Below are 19069 nucleotides of genomic sequence, written 5' to 3' on the forward strand. Positions count from 1 at the left end.
TCCTCTTGGGAAGCGGCACTGGTGGACACCTTCATAGCGAAGTTTATCCAGCTTGTGCACCCTGATTGTTGAGGTCAGTTGCGGGCTCGCCAATAGGCGATCTGCTTGCGCACTTCCGACGGCGCCGTGCCGCCGAAGCTCTTGCGGCTTGCAACCGATGCCTCGACCGTCAGCACGTCGTAAACCTTGTCGGTGATACCGGCATTGATCGCCTGCAGATCGGCAAGCGACAGCTCGGCCAAGTCGCAGCCCTTGCTCTCGGCCAGCGCCACCGCACGGCCGGTCACGTGATGCGCGTCACGGAACGGCAGGCCGGCTTCGCGCACCAGCCAGTCGGCAAGGTCGGTCGCGGTCGAATACCCGGAACCGGCAGCGGCCTTCATGCGCGCGCTGTTGACGGCCATGTCGCGAACCATGCCGGTCATGGCTGATACTGCCAGCTCCAGGCTTTCGGCAGCGTCGAAGACCTGTTCCTTGTCTTCCTGCATGTCCTTTGAATAGGCGAGGGGCAGGCCCTTCATGATTGTCAGAAGTGCGATCAGCGAACCGTTGATGCGGCCGGTCTTGGCGCGCACCAGCTCAGCGGCGTCAGGGTTCTTCTTCTGCGGCATGATCGACGAACCGGTGGAGAAGGCATCCGACAGGCGCACGAAGCCGAATTGCGGCGTCGACCAGATGACGATTTCTTCCGCCAGACGCGACAGGTGCATGCCTGCGATGGCGGCGATCGACAGGAACTCGATGGCGAAGTCGCGGTCCGAAACCGTGTCAATCGAGTTGCGTGTCGGCTCGCGGAAGCCCAGCGCCTTTGCCGTCATGTGGCGGTCGATCGGATAGCCGGTGCCGGCAAGCGCTGCCGCGCCGATCGGGCTCTCGTCCAGATGCTCAATTGCATGGCGCACGCGCGAGCGGTCGCGGCCGAACATTTCGACATAGGCCATGCAATGGTGGCCAAAGGTGACGGGTTGGGCGGTCTGCAGATGCGTGAAGCCCGGCATGACGGTCTCGGCGTGCTCTTCGGCGCGGTCGAGGAAGGCGGCGATCAGGTTGGTCAGTAGCTGCTCGGTCTTCTGCAGCTCTTCCTTGACCCAGAGGCGGAAATCGAGCGCGACCTGGTCGTTGCGGGAGCGGGCTGTGTGCAGGCGACCGGCGGCCGGGCCTATCAGCGTGGCGAGGCGTGCCTCGACGTTCATATGAATGTCTTCGAGCTTGCGGGAGAATTCGAAACTGCCGCTCTCGATCTCTGACAGGATCGTGTTTAGCCCTTCGACGATCTTGTCTTTATCGTCTGCCGAAATGATGCCCTGGTGGGCAAGCATGGTGGCATGGGCGATAGAACCGCGGATGTCCTGGGCAAACAGCTTCTTGTCGAAACCGATCGAGGCATTTATCTCCTCCATGATCGCATCGGGACCGGAGGCGAAACGGCCGCCCCACATCTGGTTGGAAGATTTGGTATCCGTGCTGTCGGCCATGACGATGCCTGCCTTGAAGAACGCGTGTCTCGGAGAATGAAATGACGACAAGAAAGTCCCTGCGCCTGCCATCCCTGAAGCTGATCGGGATCGCGGCCGTCGCAGGCATTATTGCCGGTGCGGCAGCGGTTTACATCAGGGAAGCCGGGTCTGGCAATGGCAGGACGCAAACGGCCTCGGGCGAATGCGCGGCGACAAAGGAGATCGCCGCGAGAATCGCGCCGCTGCTCAAGGGACAGGTGGCGGCGATGGTCGCTCCTGACGAGCACCGCAGGCTTACCACCGTTTCCTTCAAGGGCGCGGACGGCAAATCGATGACGCTCGACAATTTCGCCGGCAAGACCGTGCTCTTCAATCTCTGGGCGACGTGGTGCGTACCCTGCCGCGAGGAAATGCCGGCGCTGAACGCGCTCGAGAAGGAGCTGGGCAGCGACAGGTTCCAGGTCGTGCCCGTCAACATCGACACCGGCGACGACGAGAAGCCGAAGGCCTTTCTCAGCGAGATCGGCGTAAACGCGCTGCAGCTTTACCGCGACAACACGATCGAGGTCTTCAACAGCCTGAAGAAGGAAGGCCTCGCCTTCGGCCTGCCGGTCACGCTTTTGATCGACGGCAAAGGCTGCCTGATCTCTGCGATGAACGGCCCCGCCGCCTGGGACAGCGACGATGCCAAGGCGCTGATCAAGGGCGCGATAGGTTCGTAAGCTGTGTCTGAGCACTTTGACGCGTTTGAAGAAAATACCAGTCGACCTTGCCTGGCGTAAACGCGACAGCCGCCCGCTTTTCCCACAATGGTGTTGTATGGTCACCGACAACGAGGATATCCGTCGATGGTAGCTTTGGATCGGCTGCAATCTCGGAAATCTTGTCGAAAACCTCTGCCCAGATCTCGGTCAATTCGCAAACGCGCTGGTTCTTGATGATTGCTTCGTTGGTCCTGCAATGAAGCTGGCCGCCAGGTTTCGCGACGTAGGGTATGTGCGAGTTAAGCGTCAACCAGTAGACTATCATCGGCTGCGCGCTCTTGGCCAGAAGACGGAGATGAACTGCGTCACCAACTTCGCCATCACAAAGGCCGTTGAAGACGCTGCCGCATCGGGATGGGAAGAGCTGCCGATCGCGTGCAAGGTCGTCGAGGAAATGGGATTCTTTTATGCCAATCCGGGGGTACCAGACATCTCGATCGAACATTTCGCTGGAATAGCCGTGGTAGGAGATTGTAGCGAAACCCCTTTCGGCAAGTTGTCGAGGAAGGCAGTCGTATTGTTCGGCGCGCAGATAGTCGGTGAAATTCCCCCATCGCCCGCATAGTTCGCGTGACTCGGCAGAGGTGGTTGAGCCCTCAAAGTTGCTTCTGCCGGAGAGTACGCTGTAGCCCGCTTTAACTGCTGCACTTTCAAATTTGCTGGCCAAGAGGGCTTTCATCCCGGGGTCGGAAAACGAGCCAAGCCCTTCCACTATGACGATCAGCAGGTTCCGTCTGCGCTTGGTTATGCTTTCGGCATCAAGGCCGTTCAGTGCCATCGCACTTTCAAAATGTGAGGCAGGCTGTTTTACGTATAAGCGATTGACGTAGCCATCTGCCACGGGCAGCGCAGCGGCCAGGATGGCCGCGGGCAATGGCGAGGCAGCGCAAAGCGCCTTTCTATGCCGGTTTACGAGCCAAGCTGTTCCAAGCGCGTTGAAAAGAAAAAGAGAAATTGCGCCGATGTAAAAAGCAGATGCGGCGACATCGATCGATGCAAGATAGCGAATCGTATGAAAGGCGGTTGCCAGGGGTAAGTAGAACATGACTGCGACCACCAAGCTTAAGTCGATAATCGCCACGAGCCCGAAAAGGACATAAACAAACGGTGGCCGCAGCCAAAGGGAAATCATCGCTGCCAGGAAATAAAGGGGAGGCGAAACCAGCCGGTAGACAAGAAAGTACGGAGTTGCGAGCAGGAAGATCAAATTCGGCACGACCACTGCCACCAGTGCAAGAAGCCATGTATTTGGCTGCGCCAGCCTTTTCAGCATGTCGTTCGAAGCGCTTTTCTTGCTCGTGCTGTTCATCGATGTCCCTCGGCTCGATCCAAGGCTAATCAATAAACCTTCAGCAATCGTATATGCTTTTGAGCGACTTTATTTAGCGGACACAACCAGAAGCTCGTCGCGGTGGCCGTCGAAGCCGCGGCGAGGTCTTCAACAGCCTGAAGAAGGAAGGCCTCCCCGTCACGCTTTTGATCGACGGCAAGGGCTGCTTGATCTCCGCCATGAACGGCCCCCGCCGCTTGGGACAGCGACGATGCCAAGGCGCTGATCAAGGGAGCGATAGGGTCGTAGGCAAGGCGGCTTATGGCCGCTTGCGTGCAGAACAGCGGATGGGCTAGGTGGCATCTGCTACACCACTCTGAATTCTTCGTTGTTAATCTGCGATTTGAGAAGCTGCCGACAGAAGCTCTTCGGGATTGAGCGCCTGGCACACATTTCGCCCCTCGTCTTCGACCTCCGTGAAGCTCCAACGCACCACACTTTCTCGATCGAGCAAGAAGTGACCGACAAGCTGCATATGTCCGGCGAGGCTCACCTGCCGATCGGCTTCCGTAAATTCGTACCGGTCCTTTTTGTTGAGAAGATCACCTGCTGTGGGCGGGGCCATTGGTTCCGGCAACTCTCCCGGTCGATCGACCCGCATTGCCATGACCACGTCCATTCCAACCTTGTATGGCCAGTCGGTCTCATTGTGGGTGAACTCGAGGACGGGCAAGCCGAAGGCGCGATGCAAATCCCGTTCCGGGTCGGATGCCGCAAAAAGATTGGGTATCGGCTGGTAACGGAAATAGAGTCGCGCGCGTTCTACCGGGGTGCTTACAACGACCAGGGATTCGATGCCTTTCTCGCGCAGCGCCGAGCTGAGCTGTGCCATAGCTGCGACATGGAGACGGCAGAACGGACAGTGCAGGCCCCGAAACAGACCGATCAATAGCGGGCTGCGGCCGCGAAAGTCATCAAGTGCGATCTTCCCTTCGCGTGAGATTGCATCCAGCACAAAGTTCGGAGCTTGGTCGCCCGGTTGCAACAGATGTTCGACATGGCACACAGACATAAACAACCTCCTCGCCGCGGGGATCAGAAAGGCACCACGACAAGTGCTTTGAAGTCGAGCCCGCGTTGGGCGCTGCCGAGGTCGAGATTCAGCGTTGCAGGCCTGACCTCTCGTCTTGGCGAACCGCCAGGATCGATCCTGAGAATGGCCCCACATTGGCCGACGAGCAAGCGCTAAACAGCAAAACTGGTCTAGCTCTGCGGGGCGCCTGTTGGACGGCGGCGAGGGCGGCCAGATCTCCACATGAACGGCCCGCCGCCTGGGATAGCGACGAGAAGGCGCTGATCAAAGGTAGGTGGGGACGTCGCCTTAGGAGAGCGGCGGCCCGACGATCGCGATATGGTTTTCGGCGCAGCAGCGCGTGAGCGCGTCGATCATCTCGGGAGACGGGGCGGTCGCGGCGGGAAGTTCGCCTTGTCGGCGACCTGGCTTGCCTGCCGCAGCATTGTCTCGAAGTCATCGCCACGTGATCGTCAGGCAATGGGCGCCGGCGACACTTTCGACCCGAAAGCTGTGCGGGATACCCTTCGGAGCAACCAGTGTCTGCCTCGCGCTGGCGCGAACCTCTCGCTGCCCGATTTGGAAGCGCATCTCGCCTTCGAGCAAATGGAAAACTTCATCTTCGCGATGGTGAACGTGCAGAGGCGGCGTCTCTCCCCATGGCATCCAATGCTCGATGACGCTGATCTTGTCATCGCTTGCCAGGGATGAAAACCGGATGGCGACGAGCGTATTGCCAAAGCAGCGAAGCTCGCCATTTGACCGCGGATGGGTGTTCATGTTCATCTCTGATCCTTCCAGGATTTGAAGTGCTTACGAATGAGCGGTTTTTAGCGTCGGAGCCTGACTCCGATCCAATCCAATGATCGTATGGACTGAATCCACGCCATGAATTTCAATGGTCTCGACTTGACCTCGTGCGCGTCTTCGATGCCTTGATGCGGGAGTGAAGCGTCACGCGTGCCGGGGATCGTATCGGTCTCAGTCAGCCGGCCGTGAGTGCGGCGTTGAACAGGCTTCGCCACCTCTTCAACGACAATCTTTTCGTGCGGCAGGGAAACGAAATGCTGCCCACGCCCAGGGCAGTCGAACTTGGTGAAAGGGCCCGCCTGGCGCTCGCGGAAATCGAGGGAATGATCCGCTCGGTCCGCGGCCTGGAACTAGGCGAACTCGATCGGACCTACACGCTGTTGGGGGCCGACTTCTTTTCCATGCTGTTGATGCCCCAGCTGGCGCGAAAGGTGCACGAACAAGCGCCGAATGTGCGCCTGCGTTTGCTTGATAGCGCCAGGGGCGACGTCGCAAGGCTGCTTCAAGAGAATGCGGTCGATATGGCCCTCGAGCGTCCGCTCGAGTTACCGGATTGGGTATCAAGCGCGCTGCTTTTTCAATCGCCCTTCGTCATCATCGCATCACGAAACAACGAGGCCATTGCAGCGATTCCGGACGGCGGACAGATTCCGCTCGATCTCTTTTCCCGCTTGCCCCATGCTATACGTTCGATCGATGGGACGCTTTCCGGCATGGTGGACGAGGCTCTGAAGTCGCACGGGCTTCGTCGTAACGTGACGCTTGCGCTCCCGCATTTTCAGGGCGTGGCGCTCGCCGTTGCCGCCGGCTCGCATGTCGCGGCGGTGCCCGTGCAGTTTGCGAGAGCGGTCAAGGCGCAGCTCGACCTGATGGTCTTCGAACCGCCAATCGATGTTCCCGCGCCGCACGTGAACCTCTACTGGCACTCCCGCTACGACCAGGATCGAGCGCATCTGTGGATGCGATCGCTGATCGTGACGACGGTCTCGGAGTTGGGGTTCCCCATTTAAAGGCAAGCCGGCGCCAAGCGGGCCAAAGCAGGATCGCGCCAGCGAAGTCCATCACCGTCCTTTATGCGATGCTTACATCGGGTGCCCGTCCATCCAATCGAAAAGATATGCCCGCACCGATAATCTTAGCCGGTGCGGTCGATCATCTGGCCGCTTGAACAGTCATGCAGTTTTGCTGGAAGGATGAGGCGATGTACGGTCGCTGGTGGTTACTTTACGTCGCGGTGCAATCGCGTCAGGCGGCTCAAGCGCAATCATCTGGGCACACCGATAAGCACGAGGTTGCCTTCGATCGAGCAGACGATTGCTGGATCTTCGCCAGGCTTGCACTCGTTCTTGCGGTCTTCTTCGCCGGGCTGGCTTGCATTCTTTGGGTCGCAAGCTGATCGCTGGCTTTCCTCCAAGGGCGAAGACGGCAACCGCCGACGCTCGACGGTTTCGCCGGCAAAGGCCGCGATTTTCAGTCTTCGGGTGACGGGTGACGCCGTTGCCGCTCCGATCATCCGTCAGCGTCTCCTATCCGTCGCAAGCAGTCAGTGGTGGATTTAGCCACAGCACTTGGTAGCAGCATTCGCCGGCCCGCGGCAGGCCGTCTCTTGGGCTTGCTTCGCCAGCCACCGGTCACGCGGCTTGCAGCTTGCCGCGCGGGGAAGGAGTTCAACCTGCACCACACCGTTGCTGATGACCGGGATCGAGGCGCAATAGAGCTGCATCGGCTGCACACCATCGCTTACCTCAAAGGTCAGCTTCGCCGAGCCATCAAGCTGCACATGTTCGGAAACCTTGCGAATGATGGCGGCGAACTTGCCGGCCGGCATGTGGGTGCGGTCGCCCTCCTCGATATCCCAGAGCTGAACGAAAGTCTCCGCCCAAGCTTCCGGGTTGGCTCCGCAGTCGAGTGCCGAAAACTGTCCGGCCTTGACCTCGGTGACGTGATAGCCCGGCTTCGCCAACCGACCGTCGTAGCGGAACGCCAGAGGCAGATCTGGAGACGTTGCCAGGGCCTCAAGCAGAAGGCCGAGGCTGATATCTGAAGACAGGGCCTTGTCGATCGCATTCATCTGAGGTACTCCTTGTTTCAACATTTCAAGGATTATTGAATTATGGATGAACGTCAAGCCCTCGCTTCGTTCGGCGCGCTGTCTCAGGAGACCCGCCTCCAGATCGTCCGCATGCTCGTCGTTGCCGGCCCCGAGGGCATGGCCGCCGGGACGATTGCGGAGAAGCTCGAACTATCGCCCTCGAACATTTCCTTCCATCTGAAGGAGTTGGACCGGGCGGGCCTTGTCAGCCAGCAGCGCGAAGCCCGCTCGATCATCTACACCGCCAATTACGATGCGCTCGGCGGCCTCGTGCGCTTCCTGATGGAAGACTGCTGCGCCGGCCATCTGGAAATCTGTGCGCCGGCTGCGGAAATCGCTGCCTGCTGCCCGCCCGGCAAGGGAAAAATTCAATGAACGTCCTGATCTAGTCCGGGACCTGAGGCCATGACATCTTTTCCGCTCTCCAGTCGCCTTGCCTCGGAGGCGTTGGGCACAGCTCTTCTGGTCGCAACCGTGGTCGGCTCGGGCACCATGGCGGACAGACTGACGACGGACACGGCGCTTGCGCTGCTCGCCAACACGCTGGCAACGGGGGCGATCCTCGTTGTGCTGATCACCATCCTCGGGCCGATTTCCGGCGCTCACTTCAATCCGGTCGTGTCGCTGGTTTTCGCGCTGCGCCGTGAGCTGACTGCCATGTCTACTCTGGCCTATATCGGTGCACAAATCCTTGGCGGCGTTGCCGGAACGCTGCTCGCGCATGCCATGTTCGGACTGCCTCTGCTGCAGGTCTCGACCACCATCCGCACCGGCAGCGCGCAGTGGCTGGCCGAAGTGACTGCCACGTTCGGCCTCGTCTTCGTCATCCTCGCCGGTCTGCGCTTTCGTGCCGATGCGGTGGCATGGCTGGTCGGCCTCTACATCACGGCGGCCTACTGGTTCACCGCTTCGACTTCATTCGCCAATCCTGCGGTCGCTATCGCCCGCTCGCTGACGAACACCTTTTCCGGCATCCGCCCGGTCGATCTGCCGGGTTTTATTGTCGCGGAAATCCTCGGCGCATTGCTGGCGCTGTTGCTGGCGAGTTGGCTGCTGATGGAAGCTCGCAATCCTCAATCACTGACTGAAACGGAACCTGCGCCATGACAATCGACGTCACGATCTATCACAATCCGAAATGCGGCACCTCGCGTAATACGCTGGCAATGATCCGCAATGCGGGCATCGAACCTGTGGTCGTCGAATACTTGAAAGATCCGCCGGGCCGTGAACAACTCATCAAGATGATCGCGGATGCAGGCCTGACCGTCCGTGCCGCGATCCGCGAGAAAGATACGCCCTACGCCGAACTCGGACTCGACAACCCTGACCTGGCCGATGACGAGTTGCTCGATGCCATGTTGAAGGACCCGATCCTGATAAACCGTCCCTTCGTCATCAGCCCGCTGGGCACGCGCCTCGCCCGGCCTTCGGAGGTCGTCCTGGTTATCCTGCCCGGCACCCACAAAGGTCCGTTCGCCAAGGAAGACGGGCAGCAGGTTCTCGATGCCCAAGGTAAACGCCTTGTCTGAACGCGTGCCGCTTCTGGCCGTGCTGGCGCTCGGTGTGACACAGATCATCGGCTACGGCACCCTCTATTACAGTTTCAGCATTCTTGCTCCCGATATGGCCGCGCAGTTTGCCTGGTCGAAGGAATGGGTCTTCGGCGCTCTCTCTGCGGCGCTTCTGGTCGGCGGCCTGACGGCTCCGTGGTTGGGAGCGCTGTTTGACCGGATCGGCGCCGGCCGGGTGATGGCTACGGGCTCTTTTATTGCTGCTGTCTCTCTGGCCGCCTGCGCTCTCGCGCCCGACAAGGCCGTGTTTGTTGCCGCGCTCATCGCCGTCGAAGTTGCCGCAAACCTTGTTCAGTACGGCGCAGCCTTCGCGCTGCTTGTGCAGATCCGGCCACAGGTTGCATCCCGCAGCATCACCTATCTGACGCTGATTGCCGGTTTTGCCTCGACGATTTTCTGGCCAATCACCGCGGCGCTGAATGCGCATCTTACGTGGCAGAACGTTTATCTGATCTTCGCCGTTCTCAACCTGGCCATCTGCCTGCCGATCCATGCATGGCTGTCGCGCAGCAGGAGCACGCAACGGACGACGGCGGCATTGGTCGCCGCCCAGCGAGTGGAGGGGATCTTGCCACCTGCTCGCCGCCGGCTCGGCTTTGCCATCATGGTCAGCGGCTTATCACTGATGTCGCTCGTCAGTTCGGCCACGCTGGTGCATCTGGTGCCACTACTGTCCGGCCTTGGACTCGGCGGAGCCGCTGCCCTCGTGGGGACACTCTTCGGCCCATCGCAGGTCAGTAGCCGGCTGATCAACATGGTCTTCGGTAAGAACCTGCCGGCAATCCATCTGGCGGTGATCGCGGCCATGCTGATTCCGGGCGGCGTGTTGGTGCTGCTGTTCACGGCTCCGTCCGTGCCGGGTGCGATGGCTTTCGCCGTGATCTTCGGCATGGGCAATGGCCTGCTGAGCATCGTCAGCGGTACGCTGCCTCTGCATCTCTTCGGCAGCGACGGTTACGGCAAGCTGCAAGGGAGAATGATGGCAGCGCGGCTGATCCTGTCGGCGCTTGCGCCGTTCGTCCTGGCTTTTGCGATGGAGAACTTCGGCATCACACAGTCACTCGGCACGGCCGCTGCTTTAGGCGTGCTTTCCATCATCGCGCTACTTTCCATCCCGGCGTTGCGATAATTGCGGTTGGCGCACCGCCGACCGGAAGCCGTGGCCGGGTCGCGAACGCCGGCAACCTGGAGTACTTCTATCGCAGTGACCGTGCGACTAGCGACACTGAAAGTCTATTGCCGACCTTGCCGTCAGCGCTAGGTTTGTGAATCGGACACAGTCGCGCGGATAAGTTGGACCCGCGACCGAACCAAGCTTTCGAAGCTCTAGCTCGCTTTGCTGGTGCGCAGCGAGCCCTCTCGAACCAAGTCGGTGTACTGATGCGATAGCGTAGGAGGCGTAGATGGCAATTTCGCGCAAGCAGGCAGAGCGTTTGCTAACGGCGGACGAATGGCAGCTCGTTCAAAAGACTCACCATCCGGCAATGCAGGATTTGTCGGATACAGATCTCTCTGATCTCGCCAAGCGAATCCGTGAAAGGCGCGATCGTGCGCAAAGCGAGGCGAACAGACAGCGCAGGGAAATGAGAGGCAAGGCGCAACCCAAAGGGGCGACACCGGCACGCAAGGATACAGGCACGAGAGGCAAACTCGAAGTTCTGGCCATGGGCGTGCGCAGCGTGAACGCGGAACAGGCCCGCCGGCGTCGAATGCTTGCTAAAATTCAGATGGTCGAGAACATGCGCGCCGCGTTGGCACGAAGGAAAGAAGCGAAAAGCGAGAAGGACGAGTCATTTAACACGCGGCAGGCCCACGCAGGCATGCACTCGATCGAAAGCACAAAGCGCAAAGATCTCATCCGCCCCATGGAGCGCGGTAGACTGCGGAAGGCGAGCGCCGTTTCGCAGGCGAAGCGCGATGCTCGCGGCGCATAGGTTCTGGTTTCGCCAGCTCATCAGTTTCGGCGGACAACCTTCGAACGGCAAGAATGAAACGAGACCGTGCGGATCGTCGAGATCGGTTGGCGTCAGCGGGTCGGGATCGGCGTATCGCCGCGATAATCGTAGAAGCCGCGCCCGGACTTGCGGCCGAGCCAGCCGGCTTCGACATATTTCACCAGCAGCGGGCAGGGGCGATACTTCGAGTCAGCCAGGCCGTCGTGCAGCACCTGCATGATCGACAGGCAGGTGTCGAGGCCAATGAAATCGGCAAGCTGCAGCGGCCCCATCGGATGATTGGCGCCTAGTTTCATGGCGGTGTCGATGGCGTCGACGTTGCCGACGCCTTCGTAGAGCGTGTAGATGGCTTCGTTGATCATCGGCAACAGGATGCGGTTGACGATGAAGGCCGGGAAATCCTCGGCGACCGTCACCGTTTTCTCCAGCGAGGCGACGAAGTCCTTGGCGGTTGCGAAGGTCACTTCGTCCGTCGCGATGCCGCGAACCAGTTCCACGAGTTTCATGACCGGCACCGGATTCATGAAATGGATGCCCATGAAGTGCTCGGGGCGGTCGGTGGCGGAAGCGAGCCGGGTGATCGAGAGCGAGGACGTGTTGGTGGCAAGGATTGCTTCCGGCTTCAGGACCGGACACACTTGGGCGTAGATCTTGCGCTTGACGTTTTCGTCTTCGGTCGCGGCTTCGATCACGAGATCGGACGCGGCAAGATCGTTGATGTCGGAGGAGCCGGAAATCAGGGCGAGGGTGGCGGAACGCTCCTCGTCCGTCATCTTGCCGCTCGTCACATGGCGGGCGAGGTTGCCGTTGATGGTGGCCAGGCCGTGCTGGACGCGTTCCTCGGAGAGATCGTAGAGCTGGACCTTATAGCCTGCATCTGCCGAAACCTGCGCGATGCCGCAACCCATCTGGCCTGCGCCGATAATGCCAATCGTCTTCAACACCGCGTTCATCTCCAAACCCCCGCTCGGCATGCGCCGCCGCGCTGCCGCATTTTTCTAACAAAACTGCCGGGCAAATGATCGCCCGGCAGAAGTAGTAGCCCTTAAAAAGATAATTTTCCAGTCATTCGCAAGTGCGAAATAAGGGCATCTGCACGCATCAGAGCGCCTTCTGCAGTTCCGGCAGTGCTTCGAAGAGATCGGCGACGAGACCGTAGTCGGCAACCTGGAAGATCGGAGCTTCCTCGTCCTTGTTGATGGCGACGATGACCTTCGAATCCTTCATGCCGGCGAGGTGCTGGATGGCGCCTGAGATGCCGCAGGCGATGTAGAGATCAGGAGCGACGACCTTGCCGGTCTGGCCGACCTGCCAGTCGTTCGGGGCGTATCCGGCATCGACGGCAGCGCGCGAGGCGCCGACGGCAGCACCGAGCTTGTCGGCGACCGGCAGGATGACTTCCTTGAACTTCTCGGCAGAGCCGAGGGCACGGCCACCGGAGATGATGATCTTCGCAGACGTCAGTTCCGGACGGTCGGAGGCCGACAGCGCGTCCTTGACGAAGCTCGACAGGCCAGGGTTGGCCGCGGCCGCAATAGCTTCGACCGGGGCAGAACCGCCTTCGGCAGCGGCGGCGAACGACGCGGTACGCACGGTGATGACTCGTCTGGCGTCGGTCGCCTGCACCGTCTGGATGGCGTTGCCGGCATAGATCGGCCGCTTGAAGGTGTCAGCCGAAACCACCTCGATGATCTCGGAGACCTGCGCGACATCGAGCAGGGCGGCGACGCGCGGCATGACGTTCTTGCCGGTCGAGGTGGCGGCGGCGATGATCGTATCATAGCTTGCGGCCAGCGAAACGATCAGGGCGGCCAGCGGCTCGGCCAGATTGTTGGCAAGGCTTGCGTCCTCGGCAACCAGCACCTTGGACACGCCCGAGAGCTTGGCAGCCTGTTCGGCCGCGGCCTTGGCGCCGGCGCCGGCGACAAGCACGGTCACTTCGCCGCCGATCTTGGCGGCAGCCGTCAGCGTCTTGGCGGTCTGGTCTGAAAGGTGGCTGCCGTCGTGATCAGCCAGAAGAAGAATGGCCATGGATATATCTCCCTTTCTCGAACCTTTAAAGCACGCCGGCTTCGACTTTAAGCTTCTCGACCAGCTCGGCGACCGACTTGACCTTGACGCCCGCCTTGCGGCCGGACGGCTCCTCGGTCTTCAAGACCTTCAGACGCGGCGCGGTGGAGACGCCGAAGTCGGCCGGCGTCTTCTTGTCGAGCGGCTTCTTCTTCGCCTTCATGATGTTCGGCAGCGAGGCGTAGCGCGGCTCGTTCAAGCGCAGATCTGATGTGACGACGGCCGGCAGCTTGACCTCGATCGTCTGCAGGCCGCCATCGACCTCGCGGGTCACCTGGGCCTTGCCCCCAGGGCCAGCAACTTCGATCTCGATCTTCGAGGCGAAGGTCGCTTGCGCCGTGCCGAGCAGGGCCGCCAGCATCTGGCCGGTCTGGTTGCTGTCGTCATCGATCGCCTGCTTGCCTGTGATGATCAAGCCCGGCTGTTCGGCGTCGACGACGCCCTTGAGGATCTTGGCCACAGTGAGCGGCTCGACGGCATCGTCGGTCTCCACCAGGATGGCGCGGTCGGCACCCATGGCAAGTGCTGTGCGCAGCGTCTCTTCGGCCTTGGCCGGGCCGATCGAGACGACGATCACCTCCTCGGCCTTGCCGGCTTCCTTCAGCCGCAGCGCTTCCTCGACCGAGATCTCGTCGAACGGGTTCATCGACATCTTCACATTCGCGAGTTCGACGCCTGTGCCATCCGGCTTCACGCGGATCTTCACGTTGTAATCAACCACCCGCTTCACGGGGACGAGAATTTTCATGGGGTCCTTCCTTCAACTCTTTCGCCAAGAAAATGCGCGTTTCGGCGCTGCTCCGATTGTCGAATGGCGACATGGATACGCGTTTTTCCTCCAAACACAACGCTTCCATGGCGCAGATAGGCAAATTGATCCCGTGGATATATTACGCTTACGTTCACGTCAATATTGGAGTTATTGCTTGTTCCAAGGCAGGCGCGGGCGCAGCTGTTGGCCGGGCGTCACGACCATCGTCGGGTTGGCGGCTGGCCGGTTTTTGACAGCCCTGGGCGTGACGACCTCCCGATCGAATAACGGGACGCCGCGGCGACGCATCAGAAGGACCAACAGGCCGCCGGCGACGATGCCGCCGACATGGGCGCCCCAGGAGATGCTGCCGTCGGGTTCCAAGACCAGCATCACGAATTGCTGGCCGATCCAGAGAAGGAGCGGCACGAAGGCCGGCAAGGGCAGCGGGACGCGCATCAGCACCAGCACCCAGACCTTCACGCGGGGATGCAAGACGACGTAGGCGGTGACCACGCCTGAGATCGCGCCCGAGGCGCCCACGAGCGGCGCTTCCGATGTCGGCCCCACAAGGCCATGGACGAGAGCGCCGGCGGCCGCGCAGAGCAGATAAAAAATAAGAAAGCGGAAGTGCCCCATCGCATCTTCGACATTGTCGCCAAAGACCCACAGGAAAACCATGTTCGGCGCAAGGTGCCAGAAGCCGGAATGCACGAAGGAATAGGTGATGTAGGTTAGCGGTTCCGGGATAAGGGCCAGCGCCGGCGCCAGCCTGGCGTGGTTAAACGCAACCGCGGGAATGTAGCCCAGGCCGACAATCGTTGCCTGCGACGCGGACTCGTTGGCGACCACCCCGGTGAATAGCCAAACCGCGAAATCCACCGCGATCAGCGCCATCGTCACCCATTGGACCTTGATATGCTTCAGCGTATTGGCATCGTGCAGCGGTATGAACATGAAGCCTGCCCCGGCGTTCGCGCCACATAGTCGGGAAGGAGCCTACCTGTTTTTTCCCGGAACCCAAAGCACATCCGCATGGCCGCGGTCATTGGCGTGGCGGGCCGCGACAAACAGGAAGTCCGAAACGCGGTTGACGTATTTCAACGCGGCATCGCTGACGACCTCGCCATCCGTGCGGGCAAGCTCGACCATCAGCCGCTCGGCGCGGCGCGCGATCGTGCGGGCGAGGTGAAGATGAGCGGCAGCCGAGTGACCGCCCGGCAGCACGAAAGATCTCAAAGGTTGCAGGTCAGCGTTCAATTCGTCGATGTCGTTCTCGATCCGCGAGACCTGGCTTTCAACGATACGCAGCGGCTCGTGTGCGGGCGGTTTGCCATCGTCCGGCGTTGCAAGATCGGCGCCGAGATCGAAGAGATCGTTCTGGATCAGTGTCAGCATTCGGTCCAGGACCGGCATGCCCTGCATGTGAAGCCGCGCGACGCCGATCGCGGAGTTGGCTTCATCGATGGTGCCGTAGGCTTCGACACGCAGATCGTATTTCAGCCGACGCGGCCCGGAAACCAGGGCCGTCGTGCCGTCGTCGCCGGTCTTCGTGTAGATCTTGTTGAGCCTTACCATGTCTACCCCCTTCTTTTTCTCCGCCTTAGCTAGGGCGGCCGCCGCCGGTCAGCCAGAGTGTCAGCATGATGAGGAGCACTGCGATCGCCTGCAGGAGCACGCGCAGCTGCATCAGCTTGTTGGAAAGGTTCGGATTGCCGCCCTTCATCATGTTGAAAAGACCGCGAATCAGTACGATGGCGACAATGCCCATGACAATAATCGCGAGAATATAGGTGACCGTGGACATGCTGGCTTTGGCTTTCCTGATTAGTCCACCCAGCGCATCAGGCGATAGAAAAGGTCTGCAGGCAGCAGCCTTTTCAACACCATGCCCTGCTTTGCCGGCGTGGTTACGGGGTAATGTGGTTTCGGATTGTTCGAGTTCAATGCGTGCTTCAGTACGGTATAAACGGCTTCCGGACCAAGCTTATGTCGATTGGGGCGCCCCGAGCCGTCAAGACGCGCAAGCTGGCGGCGGTAATCTGCCGCATGGACCGAGTTCCTGACGTCTATGTGCTCGTGGATTTTTACGAGCGCATTTGCCGTAAAGCGAGACGCAATCGGGCCCGGCTCGATCAGGCTCACGTGAATGCCACTACCCTGCAGTTCCATGCGAAGACTGATGCTGAGGCCTTCGAGAGCGAATTTGGAGGCGGTATAGGCGCCGCGGAAGCGGTACGGCACGACACCGAGAATCGACGAGCACTGGACGATCCGCCCCTGATCACGCTTGCGCATTAGCGGCACGACCTGACGTGTCAACTCGTGCCAGCCGAAGACGTTCGTTTCGAATTGGGCGCGCAGAGCCTCGGTCGGCAGGTCCTCGACGGCGCCGGGCTGCCCGTAGGCGCCGTTGTTGAACAGCGCGTCGATGCGTCCGCCCGTCAGCTCGCTGACGTCGCGCACGAGATCCGAGATCGTATCGGGCCGCGTATAGTCCATGCGGAGGGCCTCGATGCCGTCGGCTTGGAGGGCGGCCAGATCATCGAACTTGCGCACGGTGGCGAAGACCCGCCAGCCATCGGCCTTCAGCGCGCGGGCGCAGTACGCGCCGATCCCGGAAGAGCATCCGGTCACGATGATGGTGCGCTGATCCGACATGGAATGATTCCTGTACAAAATAGGAGTGGTTTCCCATATTCGAACGGGCGACACAACGATCAAAGCCGGGAGACGGAATGCCGAAGATAATGCGCATCTTCTATGATGTGGTCTACGACGCTATCTGCCACCTTATAGAGGATGACGGCTTCGCGATGGCGAGCCATGTCGCGTTGTCGACGCTTCTCGCCGTTTTTCCATTTCTAATCTTTGGGACGACACTGGCGACCTTCCTGGGCGCTGACCAGTTCTCGGACAGGGCGATACATCTCATCTTCGACACCTGGCCCGAGGCGATCGCCAAGCCGCTTGTCGATCAGGTAATCCAGGTTCTGACGATACCGCGCGGCGGCCTGCTGACCGTGTCCGTGCTGGCGGCGGCCTACTTCGCTTCGAACGGAGTCGAGGCGCTGCGCATCTCGCTCAATCGCGCTTATCGTGTCCAGGAAACGCGGCCGTGGTATCTCACCCGCCTGGCAAGCCTTGGTTTTGTCATGATCGCCGTGGTCATTTTCGCCGCCGTCAGCGTCCTGCTGGTGGCGGTGCCGATTGCCCTGAACTACGCGCGCTATTGGTTTCCGCTGTTTGCCGACACGCTCGAGGTTGTTTTCAGCTGGCGCGTCTACGGCACGCTGTTCATGCTGACTATCGGCCTTTTCGTCGTTCACCTATGGCTGCCGGCGGGCCGGCGCCGGGTATTCGACGTGGCGCCAGGCGTGTTGGTAACGCTGCTGCTCTGGCTGGTGGGAGCCCTGATCTTCGCGTACTACCTCGCGACGTTCGCCAATTATACGGCGACCTATGCCGGCCTGGCATCGGTGATGATCGTGCTGATCTTTCTTTATATGGTCGGCGTCATCTTCATTGTCGGCGCCGAGATCAATGCCGCCCTCCTGAAGTTCCGCGTGCGTGCGATCTTCAAGAACAATTTCCTGGGCAGAGGTCAGGCCAAGGCGTCAAAGCCCGACAAGGTGACGGATATCGGCCGGTGACAGGCCGCGGTCGCGAAGTTCGGAAAGCCCCGTGTCGCTTCGGCTCTTCGAAAGCTTGCGTCCGTCCTCATCGGTGATCAGGCGATGGTGATGGTAGACAGGCGCCGGCAGGCCGAGCAGCGTCTGCAGCAATCTATGCACCGAGGTTGAGTGAAAGAGATCGAGCCCACGGACCACATGGGTGATCCCCTGCAGCGCGTCATCGAGGACGACCGAGACATGGTAGCTCGACGGCGCATCCGACCGCGACAGGACAACGTCTCCCCACGCGCCTGGATTTGCGGCGATGGTGCCACGGTCGCCGTATCCTGTTTCCTCCCAGAAAAGAGCCTCGCCGGCAGCCTCCAAAGCCTTGCTCATGTCGAGCCGCCAGGCGTGTTTCACGCCTGATGCGAGAAGCTGCCGTCGGTCGAAATCGGCGCGTTGACGATCGTCGGGGGGATAGAGCGGCGAGCCGTCGGGGTCTCGCGGCCAGGGGGTGCCATTGGCTTCGGCGGCGGCAACGCGCGTCTTGATCTCTCCCCGCGTCATGAAGGCGGGATAGGCGAGGCCGAGGTCGACCAGCCGGTCAAGCGCCGACTGGTATTCGGCGAAATGCTCCGACTGCCGCCGCACGGGTCGTTCCCAGTCTATGGCGAGCCATTCGAGGTCGGCGTAAATGCCGGCCTCGAATTCGGGTGTGCAGCGCGTCAGGTCGATGTCTTCTATACGCAGCAGAAAGCGTGCGCCTGCGGACGCCGCCATGTCTCTGTTCAGAAAGGCAGAAAGTGCATGGCCAAGATGCAGCGGGCCATTGGGGCTTGGCGCAAAACGAAAGACAGGCTTTTGACGGGGAATCGCGGTCATGCTTTCTTCTGCCACGGATTCGATGGGATCGCGAGGAAGCGTGTTGATCATTCGCAGCGACGATGACGTGAGAGAAGGGCTGGAGAAGCTGCTTCACCTGGATCCGAGACTTGCTGCCATTGCGGCCGAGACTGGCCCGCTTCCTTTGCGGCTGCGCGAACCGGGATTCGAGGGGCTCGCGCACATTATTGTCTCGCAAATGGTGTCGAGAGCCAGCGCCGAAGCGATCTGGAAACGGATGCGGCCGAGCGAAGGCGTGCTGACGGCTGATAATTATGTGCTTCTCCATCCGGAGGCCTGGCGGGAGTTCGGTCTTTCGCGCGCCAAGGCCGAAACGCTGTCGCGCATTGCCGTGGCGGTTGCCTCGGGCCGTCTCGACCTTGCAGCGCTTTCTGCGCTGCCGCCCGACCAGGCGCTGGCCAAGCTTACGGCTCTCAAAGGCGTCGGTCCCTGGACCGCCGAGGTCTATCTGATGTTCTGCGGCGGCCATGCGGACGTTTTTCCGTCCGGCGACGTCGCCCTGCAGAACGCCGTGGCTGCGGCATTCGATCTCGGCGCTCGCCCAGCTGCTCGCGAGCTGGCGTTCATGGCGGGTGGATGGTCACCGTGGCGATCGATCGCGGCGAGGCTATTCTGGGCCTATTACGCCGTCAAGCTCGGTCGCGGTATGCTGCCGGTCGACTGAGTGACCGTGCAGTAAATACAAGGATTGATGCCTGAATTTATTAGACTTCACAATGCCGTCACAACCGGCC

At 60.6% G+C, this 19069-nt stretch carries 23 protein-coding genes and 1 pseudogene; 10 read left to right on the top strand and 14 right to left on the bottom strand.

The window, feature by feature from the left end; genetic code table 11:
• Positions 1 to 74 precede the first annotated feature (74 nt).
• On the bottom strand, positions 75 to 1475 hold the full coding sequence (argH, locus tag IB244_RS05115; RefSeq protein ID WP_113470285.1) for an argininosuccinate lyase: 1401 nt from the start codon (positions 1473 to 1475) through the stop codon (positions 75 to 77).
• A gap of 41 nt (positions 1476 to 1516) precedes the next feature.
• Here argH and tlpA point away from each other — a divergent pair, with 41 nt between their 5' ends.
• Complete coding sequence (gene tlpA, locus IB244_RS05120; protein ID WP_113470286.1) at positions 1517 to 2179, top strand: thiol:disulfide interchange protein TlpA; 663 nt, start codon at positions 1517 to 1519, stop codon at positions 2177 to 2179.
• Here the strand turns inward: tlpA and IB244_RS05125 are convergent.
• On the bottom strand, positions 2157 to 3530 hold the full coding sequence (locus IB244_RS05125; protein ID WP_192303276.1) for a hypothetical protein: 1374 nt from the start codon (positions 3528 to 3530) through the stop codon (positions 2157 to 2159). The two genes, tlpA and IB244_RS05125, sit on opposite strands and share 23 nt — an antisense overlap.
• Positions 3531 to 3655: 125 nt before the next feature.
• On the opposite strand from IB244_RS05125, the pseudogene IB244_RS05130 reads away from it, so the two are divergent.
• Positions 3656 to 3800: pseudogene (locus tag IB244_RS05130) on the top strand (TlpA family protein disulfide reductase); the annotation flags it as partial.
• 82 nt (positions 3801 to 3882) lie between these two features.
• Here IB244_RS05130 and IB244_RS05135 read toward each other — a convergent pair.
• Positions 3883 to 4563, bottom strand: a complete 681-nt coding sequence (locus tag IB244_RS05135; protein WP_192303277.1) for a redoxin family protein — start codon at positions 4561 to 4563, stop codon at positions 3883 to 3885.
• Between the two features lie 456 nt (positions 4564 to 5019).
• Entirely contained in the window at positions 5020 to 5349 is a 330-nt protein-coding gene (locus tag IB244_RS05140; protein ID WP_246733630.1) for a cupin domain-containing protein, read from the bottom strand.
• Positions 5350 to 5558: 209 nt separating this feature from the next.
• Here IB244_RS05140 and IB244_RS05145 point away from each other — a divergent pair, with 209 nt between their 5' ends.
• On the top strand, positions 5559 to 6383 hold the full coding sequence (locus tag IB244_RS05145) for a LysR substrate-binding domain-containing protein (RefSeq protein ID WP_312867203.1): 825 nt from the start codon (positions 5559 to 5561) through the stop codon (positions 6381 to 6383).
• A gap of 254 nt (positions 6384 to 6637) precedes the next feature.
• Here IB244_RS05145 and IB244_RS05150 read toward each other — a convergent pair whose 3' ends face one another.
• Positions 6638 to 6886: a hypothetical protein gene (locus tag IB244_RS05150; protein ID WP_113470289.1), complete on the bottom strand. Its 249-nt coding sequence runs from the start codon at positions 6884 to 6886 to the stop codon at positions 6638 to 6640.
• 42 nt (positions 6887 to 6928) lie between these two features.
• A complete protein-coding gene (locus tag IB244_RS05155; RefSeq protein WP_018857799.1) occupies positions 6929 to 7444 on the bottom strand; it encodes a DUF6428 family protein in 516 nt (171 codons plus the stop codon).
• A 42-nt stretch (positions 7445 to 7486) separates the two neighbouring features.
• Here IB244_RS05155 and IB244_RS05160 point away from each other — a divergent pair, with 42 nt between their 5' ends.
• The 5 genes from IB244_RS05160 (at position 7487) to IB244_RS05180 (ending at position 10973) form a co-directional block, all read left to right on the top strand.
• On the top strand, positions 7487 to 7840 hold the full coding sequence (locus IB244_RS05160) for an ArsR/SmtB family transcription factor (RefSeq protein ID WP_018857800.1): 354 nt from the start codon (positions 7487 to 7489) through the stop codon (positions 7838 to 7840).
• 30 nt (positions 7841 to 7870) lie between these two features.
• Positions 7871 to 8572, top strand: a complete 702-nt coding sequence (locus IB244_RS05165) for an aquaporin (protein ID WP_113470291.1) — start codon at positions 7871 to 7873, stop codon at positions 8570 to 8572.
• A complete protein-coding gene (gene arsC / locus IB244_RS05170) occupies positions 8569 to 8997 on the top strand; it encodes an arsenate reductase (glutaredoxin) (RefSeq protein ID WP_113470292.1) in 429 nt (142 codons plus the stop codon). Before IB244_RS05165 ends, arsC begins: the two co-directional genes overlap by 4 nt.
• A complete protein-coding gene (gene arsK / locus IB244_RS05175) occupies positions 8972 to 10168 on the top strand; it encodes an arsenite efflux MFS transporter ArsK (protein WP_113470293.1) in 1197 nt (398 codons plus the stop codon). Before arsC ends, arsK begins: the two co-directional genes overlap by 26 nt.
• 274 nt (positions 10169 to 10442) lie before the next feature.
• Positions 10443 to 10973, top strand: coding sequence for a hypothetical protein (locus tag IB244_RS05180; protein WP_018857804.1), 531 nt, complete (start codon positions 10443 to 10445; stop codon positions 10971 to 10973).
• A 92-nt stretch (positions 10974 to 11065) separates the two neighbouring features.
• Here IB244_RS05180 and IB244_RS05185 read toward each other — a convergent pair whose 3' ends face one another.
• The 7 genes from IB244_RS05185 to IB244_RS05215 all read right to left on the bottom strand — a co-directional run bounded on the left by IB244_RS05185 (position 11066) and on the right by IB244_RS05215 (position 16476).
• Positions 11066 to 11947 carry a 3-hydroxybutyryl-CoA dehydrogenase gene (locus tag IB244_RS05185; protein WP_113470294.1) on the bottom strand — a complete coding sequence of 294 codons (882 nt, stop codon included), beginning with the start codon at positions 11945 to 11947 and terminating at the stop codon, positions 11066 to 11068.
• A 148-nt stretch (positions 11948 to 12095) separates the two neighbouring features.
• The gene (locus tag IB244_RS05190; RefSeq protein WP_169681345.1) at positions 12096 to 13025 is read right to left on the bottom strand and encodes an electron transfer flavoprotein subunit alpha/FixB family protein; all 930 of its coding nucleotides are present in this window, start codon (positions 13023 to 13025) and stop codon (positions 12096 to 12098) included.
• A gap of 25 nt (positions 13026 to 13050) precedes the next feature.
• Positions 13051 to 13812 carry an electron transfer flavoprotein subunit beta/FixA family protein gene (locus IB244_RS05195; RefSeq protein ID WP_169681343.1) on the bottom strand — a complete coding sequence of 254 codons (762 nt, stop codon included), beginning with the start codon at positions 13810 to 13812 and terminating at the stop codon, positions 13051 to 13053.
• A gap of 171 nt (positions 13813 to 13983) precedes the next feature.
• Positions 13984 to 14772, bottom strand: coding sequence for a rhomboid family intramembrane serine protease (locus IB244_RS05200; RefSeq protein WP_192303279.1), 789 nt, complete (start codon positions 14770 to 14772; stop codon positions 13984 to 13986).
• 42 nt (positions 14773 to 14814) lie between these two features.
• Entirely contained in the window at positions 14815 to 15393 is a 579-nt protein-coding gene (locus IB244_RS05205; RefSeq protein WP_018857809.1) for a cob(I)yrinic acid a,c-diamide adenosyltransferase, read from the bottom strand.
• Between the two features lie 25 nt (positions 15394 to 15418).
• Positions 15419 to 15622, bottom strand: a complete 204-nt coding sequence (locus IB244_RS05210; RefSeq protein WP_018857810.1) for a twin transmembrane helix small protein — start codon at positions 15620 to 15622, stop codon at positions 15419 to 15421.
• A 20-nt stretch (positions 15623 to 15642) separates the two neighbouring features.
• Entirely contained in the window at positions 15643 to 16476 is an 834-nt protein-coding gene (locus tag IB244_RS05215; RefSeq protein ID WP_018857811.1) for an SDR family oxidoreductase, read from the bottom strand.
• A 77-nt stretch (positions 16477 to 16553) separates the two neighbouring features.
• Here IB244_RS05215 and IB244_RS05220 point away from each other — a divergent pair, with 77 nt between their 5' ends.
• Positions 16554 to 17468, top strand: a complete 915-nt coding sequence (locus tag IB244_RS05220; RefSeq protein WP_018857812.1) for a YihY/virulence factor BrkB family protein — start codon at positions 16554 to 16556, stop codon at positions 17466 to 17468.
• On the opposite strand, the gene gluQRS is transcribed toward IB244_RS05220, so the two are convergent.
• Positions 17433 to 18314 carry a tRNA glutamyl-Q(34) synthetase GluQRS gene (gene gluQRS, locus IB244_RS05225; protein ID WP_018857813.1) on the bottom strand — a complete coding sequence of 294 codons (882 nt, stop codon included), beginning with the start codon at positions 18312 to 18314 and terminating at the stop codon, positions 17433 to 17435. The genes IB244_RS05220 and gluQRS overlap by 36 nt on opposite strands.
• Between gluQRS and IB244_RS05230 the strand changes: the two genes are divergently transcribed.
• Entirely contained in the window at positions 18313 to 18999 is a 687-nt protein-coding gene (locus IB244_RS05230; protein WP_113472148.1) for a DNA-3-methyladenine glycosylase family protein, read from the top strand. The two genes, gluQRS and IB244_RS05230, sit on opposite strands and share 2 nt — an antisense overlap.
• Positions 19000 to 19069 lie beyond the last annotated feature (70 nt).

Source organism: Rhizobium sp. RHZ02 (assembly GCF_014851575.1).
Taxonomy (GTDB): Bacteria; Pseudomonadota; Alphaproteobacteria; order Rhizobiales; family Rhizobiaceae; genus Rhizobium; species Rhizobium altiplani.

Coding starts and splice junctions, on each gene's coding strand:
- IB244_RS05125 (WP_192303276.1), bottom strand. CDS start 3,530: ATGAACAGCACGAGCAAGAAAAGCGCTTCGAACGACATGCTGAAAAGG.
- IB244_RS05185 (WP_113470294.1), bottom strand. CDS start 11,947: ATGAACGCGGTGTTGAAGACGATTGGCATTATCGGCGCAGGCCAGATG.
- IB244_RS05220 (WP_018857812.1), top strand. CDS start 16,554: ATGCCGAAGATAATGCGCATCTTCTATGATGTGGTCTACGACGCTATC.
- IB244_RS05155 (WP_018857799.1), bottom strand. CDS start 7,444: ATGAATGCGATCGACAAGGCCCTGTCTTCAGATATCAGCCTCGGCCTT.
- IB244_RS05160 (WP_018857800.1), top strand. CDS start 7,487: ATGGATGAACGTCAAGCCCTCGCTTCGTTCGGCGCGCTGTCTCAGGAG.
- IB244_RS05190 (WP_169681345.1), bottom strand. CDS start 13,025: ATGGCCATTCTTCTTCTGGCTGATCACGACGGCAGCCACCTTTCAGAC.
- gluQRS (WP_018857813.1), bottom strand. CDS start 18,314: ATGACCGCGATTCCCCGTCAAAAGCCTGTCTTTCGTTTTGCGCCAAGC.
- IB244_RS05150 (WP_113470289.1), bottom strand. CDS start 6,886: ATGATCGGAGCGGCAACGGCGTCACCCGTCACCCGAAGACTGAAAATC.
- IB244_RS05210 (WP_018857810.1), bottom strand. CDS start 15,622: ATGTCCACGGTCACCTATATTCTCGCGATTATTGTCATGGGCATTGTC.
- IB244_RS05230 (WP_113472148.1), top strand. CDS start 18,313: ATGCTTTCTTCTGCCACGGATTCGATGGGATCGCGAGGAAGCGTGTTG.
- IB244_RS05200 (WP_192303279.1), bottom strand. CDS start 14,772: ATGTTCATACCGCTGCACGATGCCAATACGCTGAAGCATATCAAGGTC.
- tlpA (WP_113470286.1), top strand. CDS start 1,517: ATGACGACAAGAAAGTCCCTGCGCCTGCCATCCCTGAAGCTGATCGGG.
- IB244_RS05135 (WP_192303277.1), bottom strand. CDS start 4,563: ATGTCTGTGTGCCATGTCGAACATCTGTTGCAACCGGGCGACCAAGCT.
- IB244_RS05180 (WP_018857804.1), top strand. CDS start 10,443: ATGGCAATTTCGCGCAAGCAGGCAGAGCGTTTGCTAACGGCGGACGAA.
- IB244_RS05215 (WP_018857811.1), bottom strand. CDS start 16,476: ATGTCGGATCAGCGCACCATCATCGTGACCGGATGCTCTTCCGGGATC.
- arsK (WP_113470293.1), top strand. CDS start 8,972: ATGCCCAAGGTAAACGCCTTGTCTGAACGCGTGCCGCTTCTGGCCGTG.
- argH (WP_113470285.1), bottom strand. CDS start 1,475: ATGGCCGACAGCACGGATACCAAATCTTCCAACCAGATGTGGGGCGGC.
- IB244_RS05195 (WP_169681343.1), bottom strand. CDS start 13,812: ATGAAAATTCTCGTCCCCGTGAAGCGGGTGGTTGATTACAACGTGAAG.
- IB244_RS05205 (WP_018857809.1), bottom strand. CDS start 15,393: ATGGTAAGGCTCAACAAGATCTACACGAAGACCGGCGACGACGGCACG.
- IB244_RS05140 (WP_246733630.1), bottom strand. CDS start 5,349: ATGAACATGAACACCCATCCGCGGTCAAATGGCGAGCTTCGCTGCTTT.
- arsC (WP_113470292.1), top strand. CDS start 8,569: ATGACAATCGACGTCACGATCTATCACAATCCGAAATGCGGCACCTCG.
- IB244_RS05165 (WP_113470291.1), top strand. CDS start 7,871: ATGACATCTTTTCCGCTCTCCAGTCGCCTTGCCTCGGAGGCGTTGGGC.